This window comes from Ruegeria profundi (assembly GCF_020171505.1).
GTDB classification, from domain to species: domain Bacteria; phylum Pseudomonadota; class Alphaproteobacteria; order Rhodobacterales; family Rhodobacteraceae; genus Ruegeria; species Ruegeria profundi.
Genome location: NZ_JAIUZS010000004.1, coordinates 160,959 through 185,288, shown reverse-complemented (window position 1 = coordinate 185,288; position 24,330 = coordinate 160,959). Strand labels below are relative to the sequence as shown.

The window sequence follows — 24,330 nt, the reverse complement described above, 5'->3', positions numbered from 1 at the left end:
AATAGAATGTGCCTTTCGGCACATGCTCGATTTTTGTGATGGGCGCCCGGCGTTGGCCGTGGCGCCTTTTTTCGTGCCTGAGAAATGAAAAACGACGGTTCCCAGGGAGGAGGGACGCCGCCGTTTTTTTAACACCAGGGCAAGGGAGGAGGAGAACACCGATGCATCTGAACCCGGGTTTGACCCGGTATCTATCAAGACGCGGTGACGTCAGGGAGGAGGAGGACGTCACCGCGCGCTTTGAACATCAGGGCAGGGAGGAGAAACGCCCCGATGCATCTGAACCCGGGTTTAGCCCCGGTATCTGTAAGGACGCGGCGACGTCAGGGAGGAGGAAGACGTCGCCGCGCTCTTTCAACACCGGGAAAGGGAGGAGGAGTACCCGGTGTGTCAGTGTCCGGCATCCTGGGCCGGTATAATTGCGGCGATATCAGGGAGGAGGAGAGATATCGCCGCTGAAATACAGGTCCAAAAGGGAGGAGAAGGACCTGATCTCGGTATGTCAGTGCGCGCCTAGGACGCGACGTAGTCTTCTGCCGCCTGCATTGCCATCCGACGGATCATCGAACGGTGCAGACCAAGATCGGCCAGCTCGCGGTTCGACAATACGGACAGTTCGTTAACTGTTTGACGGTAGATGCGGTACCGGAGGAAGCGGGCTTTCGCGACGTCGATCAGTGACGACAAGCCAGTCGCCGGTGCGCCTTTAAGTACGGTTTGATGTGTTGCTGCTGCCATCTGCGTTACCCGATAAGTTTCGTTCTTGCCGATGTGTTCCGGCGTTTGCTTGAGACTGAAGATAAGGGAATGCTGCGCTTGCACAACAGCCTACATGGTCAATGCTGCTATGCAGCAAATGCATAGATATCAACGCGTTGGTCGAAAATGGACATAAGTGCCTTTAAAATATAGGTTTTAGGCCAATCCATGCAGTTAACGCAAACGCCTGCGGCAACCGGGGAGTTAAAGATTGCTTTTTCTTTACGCGCGTTGCTTTGAAATTTGGGCAAATTGAGAATCCGGTGAAACGCGAGATTTCGTACCGATGTCGGGTAACTGTCTGCATGGGAAATTATGGGCGTGTCGTAAATATCCGGTGGTTTTGCTGTCTGCGCGCGTTGGCCTGGGGGTGATTCGACGCATTTAGGGACAGTTTTGAACACTTGAGTGGGAGAATCTCATGATCTTTTAAAAAAAAGTGGGAAATTGTGGGAAATGTAGGATACGGATACAATTTCGCTACCAGTTGTGTATCTTGGGGGAAATTTAACCAAATGTAGTCTAACTTGGCTAGTTTTCATTTGGGTCAGCTTCAGTTATGGTGCAACGCATGCAGGTATTGGCAAAAGTTTTTGTTGATTTCCATGAATTCCCATGTCATCCCTTAATCATAAGATGAGGACGAGGCACATGGGGCGCCAAACGACCCCGAACCAAAAAAACAGGTTTCATACAGGCATCTCGCTTTCATCACTCAGAGATCCGGCGCGCGGGCGAGCAGACATCCCCCCAGGTGGCGCGCGCAGCTGGACATCCCGCACAGCGGGTTAATGCGGCGGGTTGATCAGTGGCAGCAGATCAACCCGCCGTTTTTCATCCGGGGGACGTGAAGATTTGGTGGGGCGCAAGCGAAAGGGACAGTCGTCTTGGCGCGCAGGTTCAGAGGTGAAAGCCACCACAAGGTGGATACGAAGGGCAGGGTCTCGATCCCGGCCTCTTTTCGCCGCGTGCTTGAATCGTCGGACCCCAATTGGCAGCCCGGAGACAATCCAGAGCTTGTAATTGTGTACGGGGACCACCGGCGGAAATTCCTTGAATGTTATACCATGCAGGCGATTGACGACGTCGATGAGAAGATTGACGCCTTGCCGCGCGGCTCGATGCAACGAAAAATGCTGCAGCGCATGTTTCACGGGCAGTCTTTTCCCACCACAGTCGATGAGACAGGGCGTCTTGTTCTACCGGCCAAGCTGCGGACTAAGATCGGGCTAGAGGGCGAGGCGTTTTTTATTGCTGCTGGCGACACGTTTCAGATTTGGAAGCCCGAAACTTACGAGTCGGAAGAGCTTGCCGCAGCCGAGGAATGGCTGGATGAACAGCCTGAGGACTTTGACCCCCTCGAATTCCTAGATGGCGTCGGGGAGGCGTAGCGGCATGGCCGACGCTGAAACCCCTTCTGACAAACCTCACATCCCTGTTCTGCTGCGCCCGTTACTGGCCGCCGTTGCGCCGGTGTCGGGAGTTTGGCTGGACGGCACTTTTGGTGCGGGCGGGTACACACGCGGCCTGTTGGACGCTGGAGCTGACAAGGTTATCGCCGTTGATCGTGATCCTTTGGCGTTTGAAATGGCTGCAGCGTGGGCGTCTGCCTATGGCGACCGGCTGGTGATGCAACAAGGCGTTTTTTCGCGGATGGATGAATACGCTTTGGACCTGGACGGGGTAGTGTTGGACCTTGGCGTGTCCTCCATGCAGTTGGATCAAGCCGAGCGCGGGTTTTCTTTCATGAAAGACGGTCCGCTGGACATGCGGATGAGCCAGGAAGGTGAAAGCGCCGCTGATTTGGTCAACACGGCAACCGAGGCGCAGTTGGCGGATATTCTTTTCCACTATGGTGAAGAGCGCGCCAGCCGCCGGATCGCGAAGGCCATTGTGACAGCGCGGGCACAGGACCCGATCACCACGACCCTGCGTTTAGCTGAAATCATCGAATCCTGCCTGCCGCGCCCGAAACCCGGCCAGTCTCATCCTGCGACGCGCAGCTTTCAAGGGCTTCGGATTGCGGTGAACGCAGAATACGAAGAGTTATTCCAAGGCCTTATGGCCGCTGAACGGGCATTGAGACCCGGTGGGCAGTTGGCCGTGGTCACCTTTCATTCGATCGAGGATCGGATGGTCAAACGGTTCTTTCAGTCACGTGCGGGCAAGACGGGGCGTGCCAACCGCTATGCGCCTGAGGTGGAACAGGAGCAGCCGCAATTCACGCTCAAAACACGCAAGGCCATTGGACCAGATGCGCAGGAATTGCAGGAAAATCCGCGTGCGCGCTCGGCTAAATTGCGTGTCGCGGTGCGGACAGATGCTCCGGCGGGGGAAATTGAGGCCCGCGCCATTGGGATGCCGCAACTCGGGGGAAGGATGAAATGAAGAGTGTTTTGTATGTATTGACTGCCTTGTCCGTGTTTGGGCTGGCGCTTTGGGCATATCAGGAAAACTTCCGCACTCAACAGGTGGTCAAGGAAACGCAGAAACTGCAGCGCGAGATCGGGATCGCGCAGGTGCGTTTGGCTGTATTGAACGCTGAATGGGCCTATCTCAACCGGCCTGACCGGCTGCGCGAACTAGCGGATCTGAACTTTGAACGTCTGGGTTTGTTGCCACTGCGCGCCGAACAATTCGGTCGGGCCGATCAGGTTGCCTATGCCGAGGACCCGGACCTGCCCATCGTTGATCCGATCGAGTTACAGGCCATTACCAGCACTCAGGCGCTGGGTGAGGTGCAGATTCCATGACACGGACACCGCTGCGCCCTCTGGCCCGTATTCTTGACGCCCGCGCGCGGGGCGAAAACCCCAAGGCAATTGAACGAGAAAATATCCGCCAGCGTCATGAGGATATGAAAGACCGTGCCCGCGCTCGTGCCGAAGGGCGTCTTTTGGTATTGGGTCTCTTCTTTTTCTGCGCGTTCTCGGTAGTCGGGGTGCGGATGGGGATGCTCGCCACGTCCGAGGCGCAAGAGCCGCTGGCCAGTGCCCCCGGTGCCGCGATTGCCATGCAGCGCGCAAATATCGTCGATCGCGAAGGCCGTATTCTGGCGACTAATCTGGATACCTACTCGGTCTATGCGCAGCCCCCTTTGATGATCGACCCCGAGGCCGCCGCCGATCAACTGGTTGCGATCTTCCCTGATCTTGAAAAAGAACGCCTGATCAAAGACTTCACCGGAAATCGTAAATTCCTGTGGATCAAGAAACGCATCTCGCCCGAGCAGAAGCAGGCCGTCCATGACATTGGCGACCCCGGCATCCTGTTCGGCCCGCGTGAGATGCGGCTTTATCCCAACGGCAAGCTGGCCGCGCATATTCTGGGCGGCTCGGGCTTTGGCCGCGAAGGCGTCAGCGCCGCCGAGGTGATTGGTGTCGCGGGCGTTGAAAAGCAATTCGACGACTATCTGCGTGACCCGGCCAACGGCAACAAGCCTCTGCAGCTGTCGCTGGATTTGACCGTTCAGGCTGCGGTCGAGCAGGTGCTTTACGGCGGCATGAAGATCATGAATGCCAAGGGCGCGTCCGCCGTGTTGATGAACGCGCATACGGGTGAGGTCGTCTCGGCTGCTTCGCTACCGTCTTTCGACCCGAACGACCGCCCACGCCCGCCTACATCGGGCTTTGACCCCTCGGACAGTCCGCTGTTCAACCGCTATGTGCAGGGCGTTTACGAGCTGGGATCGGTTTTCAAGATTTTCACGGCCGCTCAGGCGGTGCAGTTGGGCTTGGTGAATTCCGAAACGATCATCGACACCTCGGGTCCGATGCGGATCGGGCGTTTCCCGATCGGTGAATTCAACGGCAAGAATTACGGCAAGATCAGCGTGGCGGACGTGATCGTCCACAGCTCGAACCGGGGGACCGGGCGGCTGGCCTTGCAGATCGGTGCAAAACGCCAGCAGGATTTCCTTGAGGCGCTGGGTATGTTCAAGCCTACGCCTTTTGAAATCGTCGAGGCAGCCGGGGGCGAACCGCTGAAGCCCAAGAAATGGGGCGAACTGAGCACTGTAACCATTTCCTATGGCCACGGTCTTTCGACCAGCCCGATGCATCTGGCTGCGGGGTATGCGGCGATTGCCAATGGCGGTCACTATGTCAGCCCGACCATCCTGCGCAAGAACGGGCCGCAATATGGCCCGCGCGTCATGTCAGAGAACGCGGCCAAACAAGCGCAGAATATGCTGCGCCGCGTGGTGACGGATGGAACTGCAAGCTTTGGCGATGTCGCGGGATATGATGTGGCCGGCAAAACAGGCACGGCGGACAAGTCCAAACCGCGCGGTGGCTATTACGATGACAAGGTGATTGCCACTTTTGCGACCTTCTTCCCCGCGTACGATCCCAAATATGTGCTGATCGTGACGTTGGATGAACCGTCCATCGTTGCCTATGGTGAAAAGCGTCGGACGGCGGGTTGGACGGCAGTTCCCGTTGCCGCCGAGTTGATTGGACGCATTGCACCATTATTGGGCCTGCGCCCCCGGCTTGAGCCTGAGGCGAGCGCTGCTATAACCCTGACCTCGAATTAGGCTGTGCGGTAGAGGTGGGGCATGGGCACAAGGACAAAAACACTCAGCCAATTGGCCCTGACCGCCCGGGGTGGTGCAAATCCCGACATCACTGGCCTTGCCGTTGATAGCCGCGAGGTAAAGGACGGCTTCCTTTTTGCCGCTTTGCCCGGTACCCGCGTGCATGGTGGAGAGTTCATCCAATATGCTTTGCGGATGGGGGCTGCGGCGATCCTGACAGACGCCAAGGGTGCTGAAATTGCCGCTGAGGAGCTGGCCGCGTCGCACGCCGCGCTGATCGTGGCCGAAGACCCGCGTCAGGCACTGGCCGGGTGCGCCGCCCTTTGGTTCGGCGTGCAGCCTGAGACCATCGTTGCTGTTACAGGAACCAATGGGAAGACCTCGGTCGCCACCTTTGTCCGCCAAATCTGGACCGAGCTTGGACATTCGGCCGTCAACCTTGGGACCACGGGTGTCGAAGGGGCATGGACAACCCCGCTGGCGCATACCACGCCGGAACCCATTACGTTGCATCGTTGCCTGGCCGAGGCCGCAGAAAACGGTGTGACCCATGCCGCGATGGAGGCATCCTCGCACGGGCTCGAACAGCGCCGTTTGGACGGTGTGCATCTGACCGCCGCAGGATTTTCGAACTTTTCGCAGGACCATCTGGATTACCACGAAACTTTCGAGGCGTATTTTGCCGCCAAGGCCGGGCTGTTCGACCGTGTTCTGCCGCAGGACGGCACCGTTGTGATCAATATGAGCGACCCCAAAGGCGCAGACGTCCGCAAAATCGCCGAAGCGCGCGGGCAATCGGTTCTTACGGTTGGGTCGGGCGATGCCGATCTGAGCTTGATAGGCCAGCGTTTTGATGCAACCGGGCAGGATTTGCGCTTTTCCTGGCAAGGCAAAGTGCTCCAAGCGCGCTTGAATCTGATCGGCGGGTTCCAGGCCGAAAATATTCTGCTGGCCTGTGGTCTGGTCATCGCGGCGGGTGACGACCCCGAGCGCGTGTTCGAAACCTTGCCTCATCTCACGACTGTCCGGGGCCGGATGCAACTGGCTGCCACACGCCAGAACGGAGCAACGGTTTTTGTCGACTATGCCCATACGCCAGATGCTGTAGCGACGGCGCTAAAGGCGATGCGACCGCATGTCATGGGGCGCCTGATTGCGATTGTCGGTGCTGGAGGGGATCGCGATGCAACCAAACGTCCGCTCATGGGCAAAGCCGCCGCTGATCACGCAGATGTTGTGTTTGTCACTGACGACAACCCTCGCAGCGAAGATCCGGCGACCATCCGCGCCGCTGTCCTTTTGGGCGCACCCGACGCCACCGAAGTGGGTGACCGCGCCGAGGCCATCCTGCGCGGCGTTGATGCGCTCCAACCCGGTGACGCGCTGCTGATTGCAGGGAAGGGGCACGAAACGGGCCAGATTGTCGGCGATCAGGTCTTGCCGTTTGACGACGTGGAACAAGCCAGCATCAGCGTGGCCGCGCTGGATGGGAGGGTGGCATGACGCTGTGGACCGCAGCCGAGGCTGCCGAAGCCACCGGCGGGCATGCAACAACCGACTGGGACGTGAATGGCGTGTCGATCGACACGAGAACCCTCCAACCCGGCGACCTGTTTGTAGCGTTGAAAGCCGCGCGTGACGGGCATGATTTCGTAGCGCAGGCCTTGGAAAAGGGCGCTGGAGCAGCGCTCGTGTCGCGCATCCCTGATGGCGTTTCCCAAGACGCACCGTTGCTTGTTGTCGCGGATGTCCAGGCCGGGCTAGAGGCGCTGGGCAAGGCCGGGCGCGCCCGCACCGGGGCGCGGGTGGTGGGTGTCACCGGTAGTGTGGGAAAGACGTCGACCAAGGAAATGCTGGCCACCATCTTTGAAACGCAGGGAAAAACTCATGCCAGCGTCGCCAGCTACAACAACCATTGGGGCGTACCACTGACGTTGGCGCGGATGCCGCGCGATACCGAATTCGCCGTGATCGAGATCGGAATGAACCACCCCGGAGAGATTGCGCCCTTGGCCCGTCAGGCACGGCCGCATGTCGCATTGGTTACGACCGTGGCGGCGGTGCATCTGGAGGCTTTTGATTCAGTTGCAGGCATCGCTCATGAAAAAGCCGCGATTTTCGAAGGGCTTGAACCCGGCGGTGTGGCCATCGTGAATGCCGATATCGAATATGCAAACATTCTGCGCCAGACCGCGCGGGATCAGGGTGCAAAGATCGTCGATTTTGGCCGCAAGGCCGCGGATTACGTCCTGACCGGCGTTGCACAAGTAAACGGCTCGGTCCGCGCCGATGCAACATTGGAAACCCAGGCTTTTACATACGATGTGCAGTCGGCGGGCGCTCATTTCGCCATGAACGCTCTGGGTGCTCTGGCGGCCTGCGTTGAGATGGGCGTTGATCTTGACGACGCAATCGCTGGCCTGAAGCAATGGTCGCCGGTCAAGGGTAGGGGCGTGCGCGAAATCTTACCCTTGGCTACAGGGGGCGAAATCGAGCTGCTGGACGACAGCTATAATGCCAACCCCACCTCGATGGAGGCTGCGCTGGACGTTCTCGCGGCGTCGAAAGCTGCGCGCAGGATTGCGTTTCTGGGGGATATGAAGGAATTGGGCGGACAGGAAGTCGCCATGCATGCCGGGTTGGCAGGCATTGGCGCGATGGCGCGGGTGGATCAAGTCCATAGTATTGGTCCGCTGATGAAGGCGCTGCATGATGCGCTGCCCAAAGACAAGCGTGGGCGGTGGTGTGAAACCAGCGCCGAAATGGCTAAGCATCTGCCGGAGCTGGTCCGCGCAGGCGACACGGTTTTGGCCAAGGGTTCACTGAGCATGGCGCTGGCTCAGATTGTTGACGGTTTGCGGAAAATGGGGCAAGGGAGCGCGCCTGGCTTATGATCGCCGCGTTGGAAAGGTTTTGACATGCTGTATTGGTTGACCGCCCTGTCGGATGGAGGCGATTTCTTTAACCTCTTCCGCTATATCACGTTCCGTGCGGGCGGGGCCTTTTTGACGGCGCTGATTTTTGGGTTCATCTTTGGCAAGCCCCTGATCAACGTGCTTCGAAAGAAGCAAGGTAAGGGTCAGCCAATCCGGGATGACGGACCCGAGGGGCATTTTTCCAAGGCAGGAACGCCCACGATGGGCGGGTTGCTGATTGTTGGCGCGTTGGTGACGTCAACGCTGGTCTGGGCGCGGTGGGACAACCCTTATGTTTGGATGGTGCTGTTCGTGACGCTGGCATATGCGGCGATTGGTTTTGCGGATGATTTCGCCAAGGTATCGAAACAGAACACCAAGGGTGTGTCGAGTAGGATGCGACTGGCGCTGGGCGTGATAATTGCCGTTCTGGCGTCGCTTTGGGCGTCATTGCATCATCCCGAAGCCTTGCAGAACCAGATGGCGGTTCCGGTCTTCAAGGACACTCTGGTCAACCTTGGGGTTTTCTATATTCCCTTTGCGGTCGTGGTTATCGTAGGGGCGGCGAATGCAGTGAACCTGACTGATGGTCTGGACGGGCTGGCGATCATGCCGGCAATGATCGCGGCGTCGACCTTGGGTGTCATCGCCTATGCCGTCGGGCGGGTCGACTTCACCGAGTATCTGGATGTGCATTACGTGCCGGGAACCGGAGAAATCCTGATCTTTACCGCAGCATTGTTTGGGGGCGGTCTTGGGTTTCTGTGGTATAACGCCCCGCCCGCGGCTGTGTTCATGGGCGATACCGGATCGCTGGCACTGGGCGGCGCGTTGGGCGCGATCGCAGTGGCGACCAAGCACGAGCTGGTATTGGCGGTAGTCGGTGGGTTGTTCGTGGTCGAAGCGCTGAGTGTGATCATTCAGGTGCTGTATTTCAAACGAACCGGGCGGCGTGTTTTCTTGATGGCACCAATACACCATCACTATGAGAAAAAGGGCTGGGCTGAGCCGACAATCGTGATCCGCTTTTGGATTATCTCGCTGATCCTTGCGATGATTGGTCTTGCGACTTTGAAGGTCCGGTAACGCTCCCGCCAGGTTCGGCGGACCTGCGGTCCACCTGCCACCTGTTGGGCCCGGCTCGCGCTGATGCGCGAGCCTTTTGCTGCCCTTGCCATCGGTGATTTCTTCTGCGCAGTGTGGCGGCGAATTGGACGTCAGAAAAAGGTGGGTGGCATGATCCCTGTGAAAGGGTTCTCGGGTCAGAAGGTTGCGGTTCTGGGGCTTGGTCGGTCAGGTCTGGCCGCGGCCCGCGCATTGCGGGCTGGCATGGCCGAGCCGCTTTGTTGGGATGACAATCCAGCCGCGCGGGAAAGGGCCGAAGCCGAAGGGCTCGTCTGTGTCGATCTGCTTCGCAACGGTGCTTTCGAAGGGGTCGCGTCGCTGATTGTGTCGCCGGGTATTCCGCATCTTTATCCCGAACCAAACCCGGTTGTGGCAGCCGCGCTAGAGGCAGGCGTTCCGGTAGACAACGACATAGGGCTGTTTTTCCGGTCCTTTGCAGGGCCAGAATGGAACAGCTATGACACTCCGCCGCGTGTGATTGCGGTGACGGGGTCGAATGGGAAATCGACCACTGCGGCACTAATCCATCACATTCTTACCGAAGCTGGGCGTGAGGCGCAGTTGGCGGGCAATATCGGACGCGGAGTGTTGGATATCGAACCCGGCGGGGATGGGTCCGTCGTTGTTCTTGAACTTTCCAGCTATCAGACCGAGCTGGCGCGCGCGTTGACGCCAGACGTGGCCGTGTTCACCAATCTCTCACCAGATCATCTGGACCGGCATGGGGGGATGGGCGGCTATTTTGCAGCCAAACGTCGTTTGTTTGCCGAGGGTGGCCCAGACCGCGCCATCATCGGGGTGGATGAAAAAGAAGGCGCGTTCTTGGCGGGGCAGCTTTCGGAAGGGCCGGTTGACGATCGTGTCATCCGTATCTCGGTATCGCGGAAGCTGACTGGGCCGGGGTGGCAGGTCTTTGCGCGCAAGGGCTTTCTGTCCGAGTATCGAAAAGGGCGGCAGGCTGGATCAATTGACCTGCGCCAGATCAAGGGGTTACCGGGCGCGCATAATCATCAGAACGCCTGCGCCGCCTATGCGGCCTGTCGCGCCCTAGGTCTTGCACCGCGTGTGATTGAGGATGCGCTTTACAGCTATCCCGGCTTGCCACATCGAAGCCAGATCATCGCCGAAGCTAACGGCGTGACTTATGTGAACGACTCCAAGGCCACCAACGTGGAAAGTGCGCTGAGGGCTTTGAATGCCTTCAAGAAGATCAGGTGGATTTGCGGCGGACTTGAGAAAGAAGGTGGCTTGGCCGCCCTGAACGCCGCAGCAGACCAAGTGATAAAAGCCTACGTGATCGGGCGAGAGGCTGCTGGCTTTGCCATGCAGCTAAAAGCTGAGGCGCAGGTCTGCACAACGATGGAGGAAGCCGTTGCGCAAGCCATGGCCGATGCGCAACCAGGAGAGACAGTGTTGCTTGCACCGGCAGCGGCCAGTTTTGATCAATACGACAACTTCGAACAGCGCGGAGAAGACTTTACTGCGCAGGTTCGGCAAAGGCTTGCGGAATAGCCATTTGCAATAGACCGCCTGTTGGGCCAAGCTAGGGTGCTATCAGCTTGACGCGCCTTGGCAATTGCGTTTGGCTTCGGGCAAATGCAACACGAGGTTATGACTATGCCATACCGTAAGTTTTCATTAATCTTTCCCGCTTGTCTGGCGGTTGCCGCCTGCACGAATGTGGGCGCAAACTATGTCCCAATCGTTGATGGGCCAGTTGGACCGAATTACCAATCCGACCTGGCGAATTGTCAGGCCTTGGCAAGAACACAAGGCACTGTGGACGGCAGAACCGCCGGTGCGGCAGCGGTTGGTGCCGCGGGTGCCGCGGCAACGACTGCAATCATTCAGGACAGCAGCGACAATCTGGGCCGTGCAGCGGCCGCGGGTGCTTTGGTTGGGGCTGGCGCAAGTGCGATCAACAACACCCAGAACCAGGAAGTCATCGTGCGCAACTGCATGCGCGGACGTGGCTATAACGTCGTAGGCTAATGGGCTGCGATGGCTGTTCCGGCGGCATGGCCAGAGGACCACGCCCACTGGAAGTTGTAGCCGCCCAGCCACCCGGTGATATCGACCGCTTCACCAATTGCATAGAGGCCGGGGACATTCCTGGCCTCCATTGTTTTTGAAGACAGGTCATCAGTGTCGATCCCGCCCAGCGTGACCTCGGCAGTGCGATAGCCTTCGGTGCCTGAGGGGGTCAGTTCCCAGTTGCTGAGCGCTGCGGTTAACTTGGTCAGCGCAGAGTCGGGCTGATCGGCCAGATTGCCCTGCATCTGGATATTCTGGGACAGGTAATCCACAAGCCGCGCGGGAAGGTGACGCGCCAATTCGGTGGTCAACGCCTTGCGGCCTGCGGCCTGTCGCTGATCTCGCAGCAGGTCAAACAGGGGCAGATCAGGGATCATGTTGACCCGGATCGCTTCACCTTCGCGCCAATAGGACGACAGCTGCAGAACCGCCGGTCCGCTAAGGCCGCGATGGGTGAAAAGCAGCGCCTCGTCAAAGCTGGTGCGGTCGTTGGACAGACGTACGGGCAAGGATACACCGGACAGGTCTTTGAACTTACCGTCCGAGAATGTTAAGGGCACAAGCGCGGCGCGCGTATCGGTGATCCGCAGGCCGAACTGGCGGGCAATATCATAGGCCAGCCCGGTTGCACCCATCTTGGGGATTGACTTGCCACCTGTAGCCAGGACCAGATTGGTACAGGTCACGTTGAGGCGCTGCCCCTCGCGGTCAAAATCCAACATGAACCCTGAGTCTGTCTTGCGCAGGTCCTTCAACTCGGTGCGCAGCCACAGCTCAGCCCCGGCGCGGTCCATCTCGGACAGCAACAGTTGAATAATTTGCTTAGACGACCCGTCGCAAAACAGTTGGCCCAAGGTTTTCTCATGCCACGCGATCTTGTGGCGCCCAACCAGATCGATGAAATCCCACTGTGTGTAGCGCGCCAATGCGGATTTGCAGAAATGAGAGTTCTGCGACAAGAAGTTGTCGGGTCCAGCATACATATTGGTAAAGTTGCAGCGCCCACCGCCCGAGATGCGGATTTTCTCACCCGGGGCTTTTGCATGGTCGATCACCAGAACGCGCCCGCCGCAATGGGCCGCGCACATCATGCCGGCAGCACCGGCCCCCAGGATGATCGTATCAAAGGTCATGGGCAGCGCATGGCGTGAATTGTGCCGGATATCAAGTGGAAGCAGACCAGAAAGCCCATGTAAGGGAAATGAGAGGTGTTGTGGTAAACTTCTGCAGGCGCAGACATCGAGACAGATCTGCGCTGAAGGAGGGCACCCCAATGATCGTGCGCATTTTCCAAGTCACGGTTCGACCCGGTAAAGAGGCGGAGTTCTCAGAGTTCTTCCACGAGACCGCGATACCCCTAATGAAAAACACACAAGGAATTGTTGAGGTCCTTCCCGGTGCTCCGCGTTCGGAAACGCCGCGCGAGTTTAGTTTCGTTATGGTCTGGCGCAGCCTGGATGCGTTAAAGGCCTTTGTGGGTGAGGATTACAACAGCCCGCATATTGACCCGGCCGAGGCTGAATTGGTCGAATCCCGGACGATCAAGCACTACGATCTTGTCGAATAAGTAGGTCTGCGGGATAGGAAACTATCTTCCTTACCCGGAACGGCGGCTTTGGGGGCCAAATTCCGCTGTTGCGCCCTCATTCTGCTGGCCCAAATGCCAAAATCCCTGTAGACTCATTAGTAGACCTCGAAAAACGAGGCGCGGATGAGGCAGAGAGTGGCGGTATCTCATGACTGAGATGGTGTATGGCGCGGTCCAGGACCAGCGCGGTGAACCGATTCTACCAAAATGGTGGCGCACGATTGATCGCTGGACCATGTCCTGCGTGCTGATCCTGTTTGTCATCGGGCTGTTGCTTGGGTTGGCTTCATCGCCACCGCTGGCAGGCCGCAACGGGTTTGATCCATTCCACTATGTCGAACGTCAGGCGATCTTTGGTGGATTGGCGCTGATTGCGATGCTGTTGACCTCGATGATGTCGCCGACGCTGGTTCGGCGTCTGGCCATTCTTGGGTTTTTGGGTGCTTTCGTGGCGCTGGTCTTTCTGCCCGTTTTTGGCACCGATTTTGGTAAAGGCGCCGTGCGCTGGTACTCGCTGGGTTTTGGCTCGTTGCAACCATCGGAGTTTTTGAAGCCCGGCTTTATCGTCGTGGCCGCATGGTTGCTGGCCGCATCGCAGGAAATTAACGGCCCTCCGGGGCGGCTTTGGTCGTTTGCGTTGTGCATGGCGATCGTTGGTATGTTGGTATTACAGCCCGACTTCGGGCAGGCCTGTTTGATTTTGTTCGGCTGGGGCGTGATGTACTTCGTGGCCGGGGCGCCGATGCTGCTGCTGGTGGGGATGGCCGGGGCGGTCGTGCTGGCCGGTATGCTGGCCTACTCGAATTCAGAACATTTTGCCCGTCGCATAGATGGATTTCTGAATCAGGAAGTCGATCCGACCACGCAAATCGGCTATGCCACCAACGCCATCCGTGAAGGTGGATTGTTCGGTGTTGGCGTAGGCGAGGGGCAGGTGAAATGGTCACTGCCCGACGCGCACACGGATTTCATCATTGCGGTTGCGGCCGAAGAATACGGCCTTGTTCTGGTCCTGATCATCATTGCGCTCTACGCGCTGATCGTCGTGCGGTCGTTGCTGCGCCTGATGCGCGAACGGGATATGTTCATCCGTCTGGCCGGTACCGGTTTGGCCTGCATTTTTGGCGTTCAGGCCATGATCAACATGGGGGTCGCAGTGCGGTTGCTGCCCGCCAAGGGCATGACGCTACCGTTTGTCAGCTATGGCGGCTCGTCACTTATTGCGGGTGGTATTGCGGTTGGCATGTTGCTGGCCTTCACCCGGACCCGCCCTCAGGGCGAATTCGGTGACATTCTGCGCGGACGAGGTTGATGAGCAAACCGTATCTTCTGATTGCTGCGGGCGGCACCGGCGGGCATATGTTCCCCGCGCAGGCGCTGGCCGAGGCGATGCTGAACAAGGGGTGGCGCGTGCGTCTGTCCACCGACCCGCGTGGTGCGCGTTATACTCTTGGTTTTCCGCATTCGACCGAGATTGTTGAGGCGTCCTCGGCCACATTCGCGCGCGGTGGTCTGGCCGCCAAGGCGCTGGTCGGACCCAAGATTGCGGGCGGCGTGACCAGCATGGCAATGCAGATGATGCGCGACCGGCCGGATGTTGTTGTGGGGTTCGGTGGCTATCCCTCGATTCCTGCGCTGGGCGCGGCAACCTTGCTGAACGTCCCGCGTATGATCCATGAACAGAACGGGGTTCTGGGGCGGGTTAACAAATTGTTTGCTACCCGCGTTTCGCAAGTCGCCTGCGGCACTTGGCCCACAGACTTGCCCCAAGGTGCCAAAGGGATTCACACTGGCAACCCCGTCCGTGCCGCCGTGCTGGAGCGCGCAGCAGCGGGCTATATTCCGCCCGGCGATTATCCGATGTCGATTCTGGTGATGGGTGGGTCGCAGGGTGCACGCATCCTCAGCGACGTAGTGCCCGGTGCGATTGCCGCTTTGCCAGACGGCCTGCGCGGCCATATTCGTGTTGCCCATCAAGCCCGTGACGAGGATGGCGCACGTGTTGCGGCGTTCTACTCCGACCACGGCATCAGGGCCGAGGTTGAACCTTTCTTTCTGGATGTCCCGCGCCGCATTTCGGACGCGCAACTGGTTATCTCACGTTCGGGCGCGTCCAGTGTTGCCGACATTTCGGTTATAGGAAGGCCATCGATTCTGATCCCGTTTGCTGCCGCTGCTGGCGACCACCAGACTGCGAATGCCCGTGGCTTGGTACAGGCGGGCGGGGCGATCATGATCCCCGAGAATGCCCTTGACGTTTCGTCGCTGACCGAGCAAATCACCTCAGTTCTGACCAACCCGGAAGCGGCGCAAAAGATGGCCCAGGCCGCCCTGTCGACGGGCACCCCGGATGCAACCGAGCGCTTGGTACATCTTGTCGAAGATCTGGCGCAGAAGGAGACCGCATGAATCCTGCAACCAAACTGCCGCAAGACGTCGGGCTGATCCATTTCGTGGGGATCGGCGGGATAGGGATGTCTGGAATTGCCGAGGTTTTGCTGAACTTAGGATACCGGGTTCAGGGATCAGATCTGAAGACCTCGAAAATCACGGATCGGCTGGCAGGTCTGGGGGCTGAGATTTTTGTAGAACAACGCGCAGAGAACCTTGAAAACGCTGCTGTCGTTGTAGTGTCGACCGCGATCAAACCGGGTAACCCGGAACTTGATGGTGCGCGTGCGCGGGGGCTGCCTGTTGTGCGCCGCGCCGACATGCTGGCCGAGCTGATGCGCCTGCGCTCGAACATCGCTGTTGCCGGAACCCATGGTAAGACAACCACGACCACGATGATGGCCGAGTTGATGGTTGCAGGTGATTTTGACCCGACCGTGATCAACGGGGGTGTCATCCACGCCTATGGCTCGAACGCCCGTATGGGGCAGGGCGAATGGATGGTTGTTGAGGCCGACGAATCCGATGGCTCGTTCAACCGTCTGCCCGCAACCATCGCCATCGTCACCAATATCGACCCCGAGCATATGGAGCATTGGGGCGATTTCGACAAATTGCGCGATGGGTTCTACGAATTCGTTTCGAATCTTCCGTTCTACGGTCTGGCCGTGTGTTGCACCGACCACGCCGAGGTGCAAACGCTGGTGGGTCGCATTACCGACCGCCGCGTGCGAACCTATGGCTTCAACGCGCAAGCGGATGTGCGGGCGGTGAACCTGACATACAAGGGCGGGGTCGCGCATTTCGATGTCCACCTGCAATACGAAGACACCGTGATCGAGGGGTGTACATTGCCCATGCCGGGCGACCACAACGTGTCGAACGCACTGTCCGCTGTCGCTGTAGCCCGACACCTCGGCATGAAAACTGCCGAGATCCGCAAGGCATTGGCCAATTTTGGCGGAGTCAATCGCCGCTTTACCAAGGTAGGCGAGGTCGACGGCGTGACGATCATCGACGATTATGGGCATCACCCTGTTGAAATCGCCGCCGTCTTGAAAGCTGCGCGTCAGGCGACCGAGGGTCGCGTCATCGCCGTTCATCAGCCGCACCGCTACTCTCGCCTGTCCAATCTGTTCGAAGATTTCTGCACCTGCTTCAACGACGCTGATGTGGTCGCCATCGCGGATATCTTCGCCGCCGGAGAAGACCCGATCCCCGGTGCCTCACGCGACGATCTGGTGCAGGGCCTGATCCGCCACGGCCACCGCCATGCGCGCGCACTTCTGAACGAAGATGACCTTGAGCGCCTCGTGCGAGAGCAAGCCCGCCCCGGCGACATGGTTGTGTGCCTCGGTGCAGGAACCATTAGTGCATGGGCAAACGGTTTGCCCGTAAGACTGCAAAGAAAACAAGCCGTTTGACCCAAACTGATATTTGTCGCACAACTTGCAAGTGTGACAACCGGACAATTACCACTGCGCGCCTTCGGAGAGGCCAATGGACTATTCGATGACCTTTGCGGCCCTCTGGGTGATATGCGCCACAGTCGTTGGATTGCTTCCGATGCGGCTACAATTTCCACCGGGTTTCATTTTGCTGATCTGTGCGCCGGTTCTGATCATCTGGCTGGGCTATGACCACGGCTGGTTCTGGTCGGTTCTGGCGTTCGGAGGTTTCGTGTCAATGTTCCGCAACCCTATCCGCTTTTATTGGCGCCGTTGGACCGGGCGGGAGGTTGCTGAATGAACTGGTCGATCGCCCTTGCCGCGCTTTGGGGCGTAGCAGCAAATATACTGGCGATGCTTCCCAGCAAGGATAATCACTGGACCCGAGCCTATATCCTGGTTGCTGTCGGCATCCCCATTCTGGGATATGTCACGTATAAAAACGGCCCGTGGGTCGGGCTGCTGGTTCTGGCTGCGGGTATTTCCGTCCTGCGCTGGCCGGTGATTTACTTGGGGCGGTGGCTGCGTCGTCGGATTTGAGCGAGCGATCTGATGTGGCATTCACCATTGCTCTTTTACCATATGATCCTCTTTGGTGCTGTCGGGTGGTTTCTTGCTTTTCTATGCGCTGCGTATCTTAACAGACTATGGCTTGCGTATGGTGCAACGGCATTATGGTTTGTTCTTTTTGGGCTGGCACTGTATTGGCGTTCTGTTGAAACCTATGACATCGCACGGGCAGGGATTGGCTACGTAATTGTGGTTCATCTGTCGTTTGGGATGACTGCGGTAGTCGCATGGGGAATTGGGACGTGGTTGCGGAAACGAAAACAGATCTGAACCTCAAGAGCTTTCGCGGCAAACTCACCGAAAACCGGTCTCTCAACGAGTTGACATGGTTGCGCGTCGGTGGACCTGCAGATTACCTGTTCCAACCCGCCGATGTTGACGACCTGAGGGCGTTTCTGCGCGATCTGCCAGCGGGTGTTCCTGTCTTTCCAATGGGCGTCGGATCGAACCTGATTGTCCGCGATGGCGGCTTGCGGGCCGTGGTGATCCGGTTGGGACGTGGCTTTAACGCGATCAACGTCGAGGGCAACACCGTCACTGCGGGCGCGGCAGCGCTCGATGCGCATGTGGCGCGTAAGGCGGCGGATGCGGGGGTGGACCTGACCTTTCTGCGGACGATCCCCGGTTCGATTGGTGGTGCAGTGCGGATGAATGCAGGCTGCTATGGCAGCTATACGGCGGATGTGCTGCGCAAGGTTATGATCGTCACCCGGCAAGGTGAGGTTGTCGAGCTTACGCCTGACGATCTGAATTTCCGCTACCGCCAAACCGATCTGCCCGAGGGCGCAGTGTTGATTGATGCCACGTTTGAAGGCCCCTCGGGCGACCCAGAGGAACTTCACGCCCGCATGGAAGCGCAACTGAAAAAACGCGACGAAACCCAACCCACCAAGGATCGCAGCGCCGGGTCCACCTTTCGAAACCCTGCCGGGTTCTCTTCGACGGGCCGGGCTGATGACGTTCACGACCTCAAGGCGTGGAAGGTGATCGACGATGCTGGTATGCGGGGGGCTGTCCTTGGTGGTGCGCAGATGAGCGCGAAACACTCGAATTTCCTCATCAACACCGGGAACGCAACTGCCGCAGACCTGGAAGGTCTGGGGGAAGAGGTGCGAAAAAAGGTTTACCAAACAAGCGGCATCACGCTAGAATGGGAAATCATGCGGGTTGGCGATCCGCTGACAGATTAAAGCCCCAGACGTCGCACCATAACAGGCAATTAAAAGGCGGCGGATCAAAGGCATAACGCAGCACGGACCACGACATAAGGTCCGGGGACATTGAGGCGCACGAAGTGGGTAGGTCGAGCAGGACAAACCCCAAAGTGGCGGTGTTGATGGGCGGCCCCTCGGCGGAACGCGAGGTGTCTCTCAGCTCTGGGCGCGAATGCGCGGCCGCCCTTGTGGGAGAAGGCTTTGAAGTGATCGAGCTGGACGCTGGTCCTGACCTCTACGCGCGCCTTTCCGAAATCAAGCCAGATGTGGTTTTCAACGCCCTGCATGGTCGCTGGGGCGAGGATGGCTGCGTGCAGGGTGTGCTGGAATGGATGCGCATTCCGTATACGCATTCCGGCGTTCTGGCGTCGGCCTTGGCGATGGACAAACAACGCAGCAAGGATGTGTTCCGAAGTGCCGGTTTGCCGATTGCGGACAGTGTCATCCTTCCCAAGGCGGACGTGATGGCAGATCACGTGATGAAGCCGCCTTACGTGGTCAAGCCCAACAATGAAGGCTCCAGCGTTGGCATCTACCTTGTGATGGAAGGTACAAACACCCCGCCGCAGCTATCGGATGATATGCCCGATCATGTGATGGTTGAACAATATGTCGCCGGGCGCGAACTGACGGTTACGGTTATGGGCGACCGCGCGCTGACCGTGACCGAAATCATGACCGACGGCTGGTACGATTACGATGCCAAGTACAAACCCGGCGGTTCTTGGCATGTATTACCTGCTGAAATTCCGTCGGATATATTTGAACTATGCCTCGACTACGCCATGCGCGCCCACAAGGTTTTGGGCTGCAAAGGCGTCAGCCGGACGGATTATCGCTGGGACGATACCAAGGGCAGGGATGGCCTCTTCCTGCTGGAAACGAACACACAACCGGGCATGACACCGACATCCTTGGTGCCGGAGCAGGCCGAGTTCTGTGGGCTCAGCTTCGGGCAGCTGTGTGCCTGGATGGTGGAGGACGCTTCATGCGACCGCTGAAAGCCGCCCGCGCGCCGGTGATTCACCGGTCCAAACAAGTGACTGGGCCGGATGCTGACTTTGCCTCAGGCGCACGGCACGAGGCTGAGGCTGGATTGCACCCAAGCGGTGTCAGACTGTTCGGTCGCAGATCGCGACGCTTTGATCCAGCACCGTCACGGTTTAGCTATCGCTTTCAGCGCTGGATGCTGACGCGGGGTGTGCGGCGCGGCCTTAGATTGGGGATGCCCGTGGTCCTGCTTGTTGCTGTCGCCGGCGTCTACTTCGGTTCAGAAGATCGGCGCGACGCTGCGGTTGCTTATGTTTCCGACATCAAGACCTCAATCCAGCAGCGACCGGAGTTTATGGTCAACCTGATGGCCATCGATGGTGCTGGCCCCAACCTGTCAGAAGACATTCGCGAAATCGTGCCACTGGATTTCCCGATCAGTTCCTGGGACCTCGACGTAGAACAGATTCGGGACACTGTTACCGGACTTGATCCGGTCAAGTCCGCCACCGTCCGTGTTCGCCCGGGCGGTATTCTTCAGCTGGACGTGGTTGAACGCCAACCTGTTGTCGTCTGGCGCACACGCCGCGGGATCGAACTGTTGGACGATACAGGCGCGCATGTTGAACGCATCGCTTCGCGCAAAGACTACGCCAACCTGCCGCTGATTGCGGGGAAGGGCGCGGATGATCATGTTGCTGAGGCTTTGGCGCTGATGAGCACGGCCCGCAGCTTAGGTGGGCGTGTGCGTGGGCTCGTCCGTATTGGTGAACGTCGATGGGACTTAGTTCTGGATCGTGGCCAGCGCATTATGCTGCCAACCGAACGCCCCGTGCGCGCGCTTGAGCGTGTGTTGGCCGTAAACGAAGTGCAGGACCTGTTGGAACGCGATGTGGCTGTGGTCGATATGCGCCTTGGACAGCGGCCAACAATCAGAATGACCAAAGCTGCCAGCGAAGACTGGTGGAATACAAAAGCGACAGTGGGTAACGGGCAGAAACGACCATGATGACCGATCTATATCAGTCCCAAAGGGCTATGCGGCAAATGCGCAGGCAGGCGATGCAGCGCGGTGTTGTTGCCATTCTGGATGTGGGCAGTTCCAAGATAGCCTGCCTTGTGCTGCGGTTCGATGGTGCGGGTCGGCTAAGCGAGGATAACAGCATCGGGTCGTTGGCGGGTCAGACCGGGTTTAGGGTGATCGGTGCCGCAACAACGCGGTCGCGGGGCGTGCAGTTCGGCGAAGTCACTGCGATGCAGGAAACCGAACGCGCCATTCGAACCGCGCTGCAAGCCGCGCAGAAGATGGCAGATATCCGGGTGGATCACGTCATTGTCTGCTTCTCGGGCGCAAACCCGCGGTCCTATGGGTTGGACGCGCAGATCGAATTGGACGGACAGGAAGTGACCGAGGCTGAGGTCGGCCGCGTGTTGAATGCCTGCGACGTGCCGGATTATGGGGCTGGACGCGAAGTGCTCCATGCCCAGCCGGTGAACTTTGCGCTGGATAACCGATCCGGCCTGATTGATCCGCGGGGGCAATTGGGCCAGACGCTCGCCGTGGACATGCACATGCTGACGGTAGATGCCGTTGCGATCCAGAACATCCTGCGCTGCATCAAGCGTTGCGATCTTGAACTCGCCGGCATTGCGAATTCGGCCTATGTGTCGGGCATCTCAGCCTTGGTGGAGGATGAGCAAGAGCTTGGCGCGGCCTGTATTGACATGGGCGGTGGCACAACCAGCGTGTCGATCTTCATGAAAAAGCACATGATTTACGCGGATTGCGTGCGTATGGGTGGCGACCACGTCACCGCTGATATCTCGATGGGCTTGGGCGTCCCGGCTGCTGTGGCAGAGCGGATCAAAACCTTTAACGGCGGTGTCCACGCAACTGGGGCCGATGATCGCGACCTGATCGATATTGGCGGCGATACCGGTGATTGGGAACACGACCGCCGCACCGTCAGCCGCGCCGAACTGATCGGTATCATGCGACCACGTGTTGAAGAAATTCTGGAGGAAGTCCGCGTTCGCCTGGATGCCGCCGGTTTCGAACACATGCCCAGTCAGCAGATCGTGCTGACCGGGGGCGGCAGTCAGATCATGGGGCTGGATGGCCTGGCGACACGTATTCTTGGCCAGCGCGTCCGTTTAGGCAGACCTCTACGCGTCCACGGCCTGCCACAATCAGCAACGGGGCCGGGTTTTTCCTCGGCCGTCGGGCTTAGCCTGTTTGCAGCACATCCGCAGGACGAATGGTGGGATTTCGAAATTCCGGTCGACACTTATGCCGCACGGCCGCTCAAACGCGCTATGCGCTGGTTCCGTGACAATTGGTAGAACACTCGGGATCGCGGCGTTGGTTGCGTTGGCTCCGCTTGCGGCCAACGCTCAGACTCGGATTTCCCCCGATGTTTTCCTGGACGCGGTCCAAGGTAAAACCGTCATGTTTTACGATTTTCCCAGCGGTATCCTCGTCGGCACCGAGCAGTTTCTGAGTCGCGATCTATCCGTTTGGCGGATGGAAGGCCGGGGCTGCGTATATGGGCAGATTACCACGCCTAATGGGCAACTTTGCTTTCTGTACGATGACGATCCGGATGGGGTGCCGGTCTGTTGGTGGACCTTTGAGTATGAAGGGCGGCTCATGGTGCGATTGGCCAGCTTTAACCACACTGAAATCCAAGAGGTGCGCAACATCTCCGAGGACGACCTGAATTGCCCAAGTGCCCAGATTGGCTGAAGAAATGTCTTGCGTGCCGAACGTATTTGCAGCAAGTTACCTACAGGGCCCGTCAGAGGCCAAGCGGCAGGACATGAGCAGTTTTCCGCTTAACAAAACCGGTGATCTTTCAGTGGCGCGTGATCCGTCTCCGCCGCGTGGTTGCTTATTTTGTGGTGGATTGAGATCATTCCGCAACATATCGCAATTCATGCGAAATACCGGTTAGCAGCGCCTTAATTCCTCCATATTTTGTGGGATTCGACTATTTTTGGCGTGACCTTTTGGGTTTCGAACGGTAGGATTGTCCGTGAACAGGTAAGAAAAACACCGCTTTGGCGGGTCAATAAAACAGGCGGACAGAGCATGACATTGAATCTTTCGATGCCCGGGCACGACGAACTGAAGCCTCGGATTACAGTATTTGGCGTTGGCGGTGCAGGCGGAAACGCCGTTAACAACATGATTGAAAAACAACTTGATGGCGTGGATTTCGTAGTCGCCAATACTGACGCGCAAGCGCTGCAGCAAAGCCAGTCGTCATCACGGGTTCAACTGGGCGTAAAAGTCACCGAAGGTTTGGGGGCGGGGGCCCGTCCGACTGTCGGTGCTGCGGCTGCCGAAGAAAGCATTGAACAGATCGTTGATCATCTGGCCGGTGCGCATATGTGCTTTATTACGGCTGGCATGGGTGGCGGCACAGGCACGGGCGCCGCGCCGATCATCGCGCAAGCCGCGCGCGAACTGGGTGTGCTGACCGTCGGTGTTGTGACCAAGCCGTTCCAGTTCGAAGGCGCCAAGCGGATGCGTCAGGCCGAGGACGGTGTTGAGGCCCTGCAAAAAGTCGTCGACACGCTGATCATCATCCCAAACCAGAACCTGTTCCGCCTGGCCAATGAAAAGACCACGTTTACCGAGGCGTTCTCGATGGCCGATGATGTCCTCTACCAGGGCGTCAAGGGCGTGACCGATCTTATGGTGCGCCCGGGCCTGATCAACCTCGACTTTGCCGACGTTCGTGCTGTGATGGACGAGATGGGCAAGGCGATGATGGGCACAGGTGAGGCTACGGGCGAAGATCGTGCCGTTCAGGCGGCTGAGAAGGCCATTGCTAACCCGCTGCTGGACGAAATCAGCCTTAAAGGTGCCAAGGGTGTGCTGATCAACATCACCGGTTCGCATGACCTGACTCTGTTCGAGCTGGACGAAGCCGCCAACCGCATCCGTGAGGAAGTGGACCCCGAGGCGAACATCATCGTTGGCTCGACGTTGGATACCGCGATGGAAGGCGGCATGCGTGTGTCGGTCGTGGCCACCGGTATCGATGCCAGCGAAAAAAGCGTCGATATTCCGGTCGCGCGCCGTACCATGTCAGCCCCGCTGACGCGCACGGTGTCAGCCGAAGAGCCGCAGCAGGATGAGACCCCCACTGTTGCGGCTGACATGGCGGAACCCGTTGCGCAGCCCGAAGAAAACCGCGAGCCTTCCTTATTCGAGACGGCCGAGGAACCTACACAGCCTCAGTTCCAGCCTCGGGCAGAGCAGAATGATGACGGTTTGCCGCCGCCGGCCTACCAGCCGCGCGTGGCAGAGTTTGAGCCGACCCCTGAGCCGGTTGAGCATGCCGCGGAAAGCTACGTCGCACCGCAACCCAAGCCCGCCGCTGGCACTCCGTCCCTCGAGGCATTGCAGCGTTTGCAAACGGCGGTGCAAAAGGTTCCTGCATCCGAACGCGGGTTTTCCGCGCCGCGTCCGCAGGCTCCGCGACACGCACCGGCACCTCAGGCAGAGGCGCAGGATCGTCCTCGGTTCGGCTTCAATCGCCTCATTGATCGGATGACCGGACATGCGGCAGATACACCTGCTCAACCGGTCCGCCAACAACCCCCAGTACGCCAAGCTGACGCTACGGCACCGGCGCATGATGAGGCTGATCCTGAACAGGACCGGATCGAAATTCCCGCCTTTTTGCGGCGCCAGGCCAACTGAGCCGGGTAACAAATTAGCGATTTAGGGTCGCCACTTGGCGACCCT

23 protein-coding genes are annotated in these 24,330 nt (G+C 58.6%); 21 read left to right on the top strand and 2 right to left on the bottom strand.

The genetic code is table 11. The features are described from left to right. Positions 1-513: 513 nt before the first annotated feature. Entirely contained in the window at positions 514-738 is a 225-nt protein-coding gene (locus LCM21_RS11205) for a DUF1127 domain-containing protein (RefSeq protein ID WP_068336363.1), read from the bottom strand. 908 nt (positions 739-1,646) lie between these two features. Between LCM21_RS11205 and mraZ the strand changes: the two genes are divergently transcribed. The 9 genes from mraZ to LCM21_RS11160 all read left to right on the top strand — a co-directional run bounded on the left by mraZ (position 1,647) and on the right by LCM21_RS11160 (position 11,328). Then, the gene (gene mraZ, locus LCM21_RS11200) at positions 1,647-2,150 is read left to right on the top strand and encodes a division/cell wall cluster transcriptional repressor MraZ (RefSeq protein WP_224890687.1); all 504 of its coding nucleotides are present in this window, start codon (positions 1,647-1,649) and stop codon (positions 2,148-2,150) included. Positions 2,151-2,154: 4 nt separating this feature from the next. Next, positions 2,155-3,147 (top strand): 16S rRNA (cytosine(1402)-N(4))-methyltransferase RsmH, encoded by a 993-nt coding sequence (rsmH, locus tag LCM21_RS11195; protein ID WP_224890686.1) that lies wholly within the window; start codon positions 2,155-2,157, stop codon positions 3,145-3,147. Beyond that, on the top strand, positions 3,144-3,512 hold the full coding sequence (gene ftsL, locus LCM21_RS11190) for a cell division protein FtsL (RefSeq protein ID WP_224890685.1): 369 nt from the start codon (positions 3,144-3,146) through the stop codon (positions 3,510-3,512). Before rsmH ends, ftsL begins: the two co-directional genes overlap by 4 nt. Then, on the top strand, positions 3,509-5,296 hold the full coding sequence (locus LCM21_RS11185; RefSeq protein WP_224890684.1) for a peptidoglycan D,D-transpeptidase FtsI family protein: 1,788 nt from the start codon (positions 3,509-3,511) through the stop codon (positions 5,294-5,296). Before ftsL ends, LCM21_RS11185 begins: the two co-directional genes overlap by 4 nt. 21 nt (positions 5,297-5,317) lie before the next feature. Next, complete coding sequence (locus tag LCM21_RS11180) at positions 5,318-6,799, top strand: UDP-N-acetylmuramoyl-L-alanyl-D-glutamate--2,6-diaminopimelate ligase (RefSeq protein ID WP_224890683.1); 1,482 nt, start codon at positions 5,318-5,320, stop codon at positions 6,797-6,799. After that, on the top strand, positions 6,796-8,190 hold the full coding sequence (locus tag LCM21_RS11175; RefSeq protein WP_224890682.1) for a UDP-N-acetylmuramoyl-tripeptide--D-alanyl-D-alanine ligase: 1,395 nt from the start codon (positions 6,796-6,798) through the stop codon (positions 8,188-8,190). Before LCM21_RS11180 ends, LCM21_RS11175 begins: the two co-directional genes overlap by 4 nt. Before the next feature lie 24 nt (positions 8,191-8,214). Continuing rightward, positions 8,215-9,297, top strand: a complete 1,083-nt coding sequence (gene mraY / locus LCM21_RS11170) for a phospho-N-acetylmuramoyl-pentapeptide-transferase (protein WP_068335706.1) — start codon at positions 8,215-8,217, stop codon at positions 9,295-9,297. A gap of 150 nt (positions 9,298-9,447) precedes the next feature. Beyond that, entirely contained in the window at positions 9,448-10,848 is a 1,401-nt protein-coding gene (gene murD, locus LCM21_RS11165; protein ID WP_224890898.1) for a UDP-N-acetylmuramoyl-L-alanine--D-glutamate ligase, read from the top strand. Between the two features lie 105 nt (positions 10,849-10,953). Further along, positions 10,954-11,328 carry a glycine zipper family protein gene (locus tag LCM21_RS11160; RefSeq protein WP_224890681.1) on the top strand — a complete coding sequence of 125 codons (375 nt, stop codon included), beginning with the start codon at positions 10,954-10,956 and terminating at the stop codon, positions 11,326-11,328. On the opposite strand, the gene LCM21_RS11155 is transcribed toward LCM21_RS11160, so the two are convergent. Continuing rightward, the gene (locus LCM21_RS11155) at positions 11,325-12,503 is read right to left on the bottom strand and encodes a BaiN/RdsA family NAD(P)/FAD-dependent oxidoreductase (protein WP_224890680.1); all 1,179 of its coding nucleotides are present in this window, start codon (positions 12,501-12,503) and stop codon (positions 11,325-11,327) included. The two genes, LCM21_RS11160 and LCM21_RS11155, sit on opposite strands and share 4 nt — an antisense overlap. A 140-nt stretch (positions 12,504-12,643) precedes the next feature. Between LCM21_RS11155 and LCM21_RS11150 the strand changes: the two genes are divergently transcribed. From LCM21_RS11150 to ftsZ, 12 genes are all read left to right on the top strand, one after another. Further along, positions 12,644-12,937, top strand: coding sequence for an antibiotic biosynthesis monooxygenase family protein (locus LCM21_RS11150; RefSeq protein WP_224890679.1), 294 nt, complete (start codon positions 12,644-12,646; stop codon positions 12,935-12,937). A gap of 169 nt (positions 12,938-13,106) precedes the next feature. After that, a complete protein-coding gene (gene ftsW / locus LCM21_RS11145) occupies positions 13,107-14,270 on the top strand; it encodes a putative lipid II flippase FtsW (RefSeq protein WP_068335700.1) in 1,164 nt (387 codons plus the stop codon). Next, entirely contained in the window at positions 14,270-15,367 is a 1,098-nt protein-coding gene (locus LCM21_RS11140) for a UDP-N-acetylglucosamine--N-acetylmuramyl-(pentapeptide) pyrophosphoryl-undecaprenol N-acetylglucosamine transferase (protein ID WP_224890678.1), read from the top strand. The genes ftsW and LCM21_RS11140 overlap by 1 nt, the downstream gene beginning before the upstream one ends. Beyond that, entirely contained in the window at positions 15,364-16,773 is a 1,410-nt protein-coding gene (gene murC, locus LCM21_RS11135) for a UDP-N-acetylmuramate--L-alanine ligase (protein WP_224890677.1), read from the top strand. Before LCM21_RS11140 ends, murC begins: the two co-directional genes overlap by 4 nt. Positions 16,774-16,849: 76 nt before the next feature. Next, positions 16,850-17,098, top strand: coding sequence for a DUF2484 family protein (locus LCM21_RS11130; RefSeq protein WP_224890676.1), 249 nt, complete (start codon positions 16,850-16,852; stop codon positions 17,096-17,098). Continuing rightward, a complete protein-coding gene (locus LCM21_RS11125; RefSeq protein ID WP_224890675.1) occupies positions 17,095-17,337 on the top strand; it encodes a DUF2484 family protein in 243 nt (80 codons plus the stop codon). The genes LCM21_RS11130 and LCM21_RS11125 overlap by 4 nt, the downstream gene beginning before the upstream one ends. A 257-nt stretch (positions 17,338-17,594) precedes the next feature. After that, entirely contained in the window at positions 17,595-18,557 is a 963-nt protein-coding gene (murB, locus tag LCM21_RS11120; protein ID WP_224890674.1) for a UDP-N-acetylmuramate dehydrogenase, read from the top strand. Between the two features lie 104 nt (positions 18,558-18,661). Further along, complete coding sequence (locus tag LCM21_RS11115; RefSeq protein WP_224890673.1) at positions 18,662-19,582, top strand: D-alanine--D-alanine ligase; 921 nt, start codon at positions 18,662-18,664, stop codon at positions 19,580-19,582. Then, positions 19,570-20,580, top strand: coding sequence for a cell division protein FtsQ/DivIB (locus LCM21_RS11110; RefSeq protein WP_224890672.1), 1,011 nt, complete (start codon positions 19,570-19,572; stop codon positions 20,578-20,580). The genes LCM21_RS11115 and LCM21_RS11110 overlap by 13 nt, the downstream gene beginning before the upstream one ends. Next, entirely contained in the window at positions 20,580-21,914 is a 1,335-nt protein-coding gene (gene ftsA / locus LCM21_RS11105) for a cell division protein FtsA (protein ID WP_224890897.1), read from the top strand. Before LCM21_RS11110 ends, ftsA begins: the two co-directional genes overlap by 1 nt. Beyond that, on the top strand, positions 21,901-22,317 hold the full coding sequence (locus tag LCM21_RS11100; protein ID WP_224890671.1) for a hypothetical protein: 417 nt from the start codon (positions 21,901-21,903) through the stop codon (positions 22,315-22,317). The genes ftsA and LCM21_RS11100 overlap by 14 nt, the downstream gene beginning before the upstream one ends. A 345-nt stretch (positions 22,318-22,662) precedes the next feature. Then, positions 22,663-24,285: a cell division protein FtsZ gene (gene ftsZ / locus LCM21_RS11095; RefSeq protein WP_224890670.1), complete on the top strand. Its 1,623-nt coding sequence runs from the start codon at positions 22,663-22,665 to the stop codon at positions 24,283-24,285. Positions 24,286-24,330 lie beyond the last annotated feature (45 nt).